A 5,352-nucleotide genomic window follows, 5' to 3' on the forward strand; every position below is an offset into this window, starting at 1 on the left:
CTACCATCATTATTTTATTGGTGGCCGCACTGCTCTCAATTGGGGTGTCGGTGTACGAGGTCTACTATCACGGGCGTGGTAGTGAGGCCTTTTTGGAGCCGATGGGCATTTTATTTGCGGTATTGCTGGCGACTGGCTTGGCCTTTTACTTTGAGCAAAAGGCTGATAGGGAGTTTACAATCCTTAATAAGGTCAATGACGATGAGCCGGTGCGGGTGATACGCAATGGGCATACTATGGAGGTGCCCAAACAGAGTGTAGTAGTGGGGGATATTGTGGTGGTGGAGAGTGGCGATGAGGTGCCAGCCGATGGGGAATTACTGGATTCGGTGAGTCTGTCGGTGGATGAATCGATGCTGACGGGGGAACCAATTGCCTCTAAGTCGGCCGCTCCTACGGCCTCGGACAGTGAGGCGACTTTTCCAACGAATCATCTATTGCGTGGTACGCGTGTGGTGGAGGGACATGGCGTCTGTAGGGTCTTTGCTGTGGGTGATGCGACTGAAAATGGCAAAGTATTTCACGCTGCCCAGATTGATGACTCTGTGCGGACTCCGCTCAATGAGCAGCTGGATCGGCTTGGGAGTATGATTAGTAAGCTGGGCTATGGCATTGCTCTCTTGGTGTTGGTGGGGCGGATGTCGGTCTACCTTTGGGGTAGTGGTATGGAGCCTTTTGAGTGGTCGGAATTTATCACCTACCTTTTGCAGACCATTATGATTGCTGTGACGGTGGTGGTGGTTTCGGTACCTGAGGGATTGCCGATGGCGGTGACGCTGAGCCTAGCATATAGTATGCAGAAGATGCTGCAGACCAATAATCTGGTACGTAAGATGCACGCTTGTGAGACGATGGGGGCGACGACTGTGATCTGTACCGATAAGACTGGGACGCTTACAGAGAACCTGATGACGGTGGCGGAAGCACAGTTTTATGGTGCGGAAGGAGCTGGGAGTCGATTGGTACAAGAGGGGTTGGTGCTCAATAGTACGGCTACGCTGGACAAGGCTTCGGATGGTAGCACTAGGGTATTTGGCAATCCTACGGAGGGGGCTTTGCTCTTGTGGCTGGATCGTGAAGGGGTGGCTATCGACGAGATGGTCTCGGAGGCTAAAGTGGTGGCACAAATCCCCTTTTCTACGGAGAGGAAGTATATGGCTACGATTGTGCAGTCGCCTGAGGGTTCTTTTATCCTCTATGTGAAGGGGGCACCGGAGATGGTCTTGGGACTCTCTAGCCAGGTGGAGGGGGCTATTGACCGCCAATCAATTGAGGCGGGGCTGGTGAAGTACCAGTCGCAAGCGATGCGTACACTGGGTTTTGCTTATCAGAAGCTAGAGCGTATTGAGGAGGGGATATCTGAAGGAAAGTTGGTGGCTAAGGAGCTCACCTTCCTAGGAATTGTGGCTATTTCGGACCCCGTGCGGGTGGATGTACCACCGGCCATTAGGGAGTGTCTAGCGGCAGGAATTGATGTGAAGATTGTGACGGGGGATACGGTGGCAACCGCTCGGGAGGTGGCTCGGCAGATAGGTCTTTGGCAAGATGGAGATGGGGAGCAGCAGGTTGTGACGGGTCCTGAGGTGGCTGAGATGAGTGATGATGAGCTGGAGGAGCGTATCGGGAAGATCAAGGTGATCTCTCGGGCGAGACCTCTGGATAAGCAGCGATTGGTGGAGGCGTTGCAGCGGCGGAATCAGGTGGTGGCGGTGACAGGTGATGGTACGAATGATGCCCCCGCACTTAAGTCGGCACACGTGGGGCTCTCTATGGGTGATGGGACCTCTATCGCTAAGGAGGCGAGTGATATTACCATTGTGGATAATTCCTTTGCTAGTATCGGCAGGGCGGTGATGTGGGGACGCTCGCTCTATCAGAATATTCAGCGCTTTATCCTTTTCCAAATGACGGTCAATGTGGCGGCCTGTTTGATTGTGTTGGCTGGAGCTTTTCTAGGCACTGATACGCCCTTGACGGTGACGCAGATGCTGTGGGTCAATCTGATTATGGATACCTTTGCGGCGATGGCACTTGCTTCGTTGCCACCCTCTGCTCGGGTGATGCATGAGAAGCCGAGGGATCGCAGCTCTTTTATTATTGACAAGGCGATGGGGCGTGGAATATTAATGGTCGGAGGGCTCTTCTTCGTGATACTACTAGTGCTCTATTACCTCTTTTATACGTATAATATTAGGAGTATGACGGACCTTTTCTCACTTTCGATGGTGGATGGTTTGCCGACTATTACGAGGTATGAGCAGAGTCTTTTCTTTACGCTATTTGTGTGGCTACAGTTTTGGAATATGTTCAATGCCCGTGCCTTTAAGAGTGGTCGCTCGGCATTTCACTTTAAGGGGGCAAGGGGCTTTGTGTTGATTGCTCTTGTGATATTGGTAGGGCAGCTGTTTATAGTCAACTTTGGGGGCGAGATGTTTAGTGTCACTCCTCTCACGTGGAAGGATTGGTTGCTCACCTTTGTGCTCACCTCGCCAGTGCTACTCATAGGGGAATTAGTTAGGGTCGTTAGAAAACAAGGATGATGAAAGTAGGTATTCTTACTCAGCCGTTGGGCTTGAATTATGGTGGTATTGTACAGAATTATGCTCTCCAGGAGGTGCTAAGGCAGGAGGGGCATAGGCCAGTGACGCTACGACGAATTGATTGGGTGGATGATCGTAGTACTTTCCGAAAGTATCTTTCTTACTTTTACCTACGCTATGTTCTTCGTGATCCTCAGTCACCTAGTAAGCCTGTCACAAAACGTAGAGAGGCGACAATGACTCGCTATACAGATGCCTTTGTTGAGAACTATATTGAGACTACTCCACTTATTCTTTCTCAGCTGGCATTGAGGGAGGATGTAGTGTCAAGAGAACTGGGTGCCATTATTGTGGGGAGTGACCAGACGTGGCGCCCAAAGTATTCCCCTTATTTGCCTGATTACTTCTTGGAGTTTTTGCCGAGAGAATCGTCTATCAAGAGGGTGGCCTATGCGCCGTCTTTTGGGACGGATGAGTGGGAGTTCAGTGAGGAGGAGACCCAAATGGCACGTGAGCTACTTCGATACTTTGATGCAGTCTCGGTGCGTGAGGAGTGTGGGGTTCATTTCTGCCAAGAGCATCTAGTGCATGAGGCAACGCTGGTGCTAGACCCTACTCTGTTGCTTTCTCGGGAGGAGTATGTGGAGAGGTTGAAACTAAGGGAGGAAACTCACGGAAAGGTCTTTGCTTATCTCCTCGATGCCACTCCTGAGAAGCGGAGGTTTGCCGAGGAAGTGGCTCGCGAGGTAGGCACTACTGCTTTTGAGATGATGCCTAAGATGACGGTCTATGACAGGTGGAAGGAGGTGTCGGACTATCAACTGAAGCCGGTGGAGACTTGGTTGGAGAATATCCTCAATGCGGAGTTCGTGGTGACCGACTCCTTTCATGGAGCGGTCTTCTCGACCATCTTTGGTAAGCCGTTTGTGGTGGTGGAGAATAAGGAGCGTGGCCTTGCTCGCTTTGCCACACTCAAGCAGTTTGTCTCTGCCGACGCATTTGTGGAGGAAGAAGAGCTCGCTAGTTATCAGCTGGCTACCCCGTCCGTAGATCATCAAAAGCTAGGAGCCTTCAAAGAGCACTCATTGAAGTTTTTGCGAGACTCTTTAGCTTAATCGGCTAATAGCTTTTGATAGATCTGGGCATCTTCCTCTAGAAAGCAGCAGAGGGTTACTGTACCGGAGTAGTGGTTGGTGGCGAGGTATTCTTTAATCACTTCGAGGGCAATCTTAGCGGCCCGCTCCCGAGGAAATCTGTAAACGCCTGTGCTGATGCAGGGGAAGGCGATGGTTTTGAGTTGGTGCTCCTCTGCTAGCTCTAGTGCGGTGCGATAGCAGGAGGCGAGGAGCTGATCTTCATTCTGCGTTCCGCCTCTCCAGATGGGGCCGACTGTATGGATCACCTTCTTGCAAGGAAGGAGGTAGGCATCGGTGATCTTGCTGGCACCAGTAGGGCAACCGCCAAGCGTGCGACACTCCTCTAGTAACCCTTTGCCAGCCGCTCTGTGAATGGCGCCATCTACCCCTCCACCACCGAGCAGAGTTTCATTGGCGGCATTGACGATGGCATCTACCTGAAGCGTGGTGAGGTCGCCCACAATTACTTTTATTCTCTCGTTCATATCTCTAAAGACTGTTGCACGAATGCGATCTGCTGCGTTGCTTTCGGAATTCAGGCTTGGTCACGTACGCTAGTACGCTCCCTTCGCCTTCATCCTCAGCGCCTTGCATCTCATCCTTCGTGCAACATTCTTATAAAATAAATGGGCTAGTGAAGTCGGATAACTTCGCTAGCCCATATCAATTACACCGTCAATTTCTTAGAGTTGATAGCCATATACAAAGTCAGCGGCATCCTGCATCTGCTTGTACATTACCACATCATCCTGAACCATTGGCACCACCTTACGGAACTCTTTGTACAGCTCCTGAAGTGGCTTGGAGGTCTTCTCCTCGCCCTTACGAAGTGCCAAGGCTTGTGCTCCGTTCATCAGCTCTACGCCAAGGATGGCATAAAGATTATCGAGTAGAGGAAGTAGTTTGATGGCTGCATTGGCACCCATAGAGACGTGATCCTCCTGCCCGTTGCTACTTACGATGCTATCGGAAGAGGCATTGAAGCAGTACATCTTATTCTGGCTCACCATCGCTGCTGCAGCATACTGTGGAATCATAAAGCCAGAGTTGAGACCTGGCTTAGCCACAAGGAATTCTGGCAACTGACGTAGCCCGAGGATCAGCTGAGCGGTACGACGCTCTGAGATATTACCCACTTCAGCAATAGAGAGAGCCAAGTAGTCGAATACCAGTGCGATAGGCTGTCCGTGGAAGTTACCACCAGAGACGATAAGGTCGTCATCGGGGAAGATCGTAGGATTGTCGGTCACTGAATTGATCTCGGTCTCTATCACCTTACAAGCATACTGCCAAGCATCATAGCTAGCACCGTGAACCTGAGGGATACAACGGAAGGAGTAAGGGTCTTGTACCTGTGGCTTGCTTACCTTCTGTAGCTTGCTACCCTTGAGGAGGTCTCTGATGGTCTTGGCTACTACTGCCTGACCAGCATGTGGGCGAACCTTTTGGATCTGTGGGGTAAAGGGCGCCTCTAGTCCGTCAAATGCCTCAAGGGAAAGGGCTGCTACCTTTAGTGCCATCCGCTCAGCACGACGAGCCAATATCAGAGCGTACACTCCGTGAGAGCTCATAAACTGAGTGCCGTTGAGCAGAGCCAAGCCCTCTTTACTCTGTAGGGTAATGGTCTCTAACTTAGCTTTCTTAAAGGCCTCCTTAGAGGTCATCTTCTTACCTTT

At 51.1% G+C, this 5,352-nt stretch carries 4 protein-coding genes; 2 read left to right on the forward strand and 2 right to left on the reverse strand.

The genetic code is table 11. The annotated features are described in order from the left end of the window. On the forward strand, window positions 1-2,540 hold a 2,540-nt coding region (locus QVO39_RS05825), incomplete at its 5' end, for a calcium-translocating P-type ATPase, PMCA-type (protein ID WP_288171828.1). Continuing rightward, the gene (locus QVO39_RS05830) at window positions 2,537-3,655 is read left to right on the forward strand and encodes a polysaccharide pyruvyl transferase family protein (protein ID WP_021903402.1); all 1,119 of its coding nucleotides are present in this window, start codon (window positions 2,537-2,539) and stop codon (window positions 3,653-3,655) included. The genes QVO39_RS05825 and QVO39_RS05830, both read left to right, overlap by 4 nt. Here the strand turns inward: QVO39_RS05830 and QVO39_RS05835 are convergent. Then, on the reverse strand, window positions 3,652-4,161 hold the full coding sequence (locus tag QVO39_RS05835) for an O-acetyl-ADP-ribose deacetylase (RefSeq protein ID WP_021903403.1): 510 nt from the start codon (window positions 4,159-4,161) through the stop codon (window positions 3,652-3,654). The two genes, QVO39_RS05830 and QVO39_RS05835, sit on opposite strands and share 4 nt — an antisense overlap. 198 nt (window positions 4,162-4,359) lie before the next feature. Next, a partial coding sequence (locus QVO39_RS05840) for an HAL/PAL/TAL family ammonia-lyase (protein WP_288171830.1) occupies window positions 4,360-5,352 on the reverse strand: 993 nt, incomplete at its 5' end.

Origin of the sequence: Porphyromonas sp. CAG:1061 (genome assembly GCF_000435035.1) — a bacterium.
Classification (GTDB): Bacteria; Bacteroidota; Bacteroidia; order Bacteroidales; family Porphyromonadaceae; genus Porphyromonas_A; species Porphyromonas_A somerae.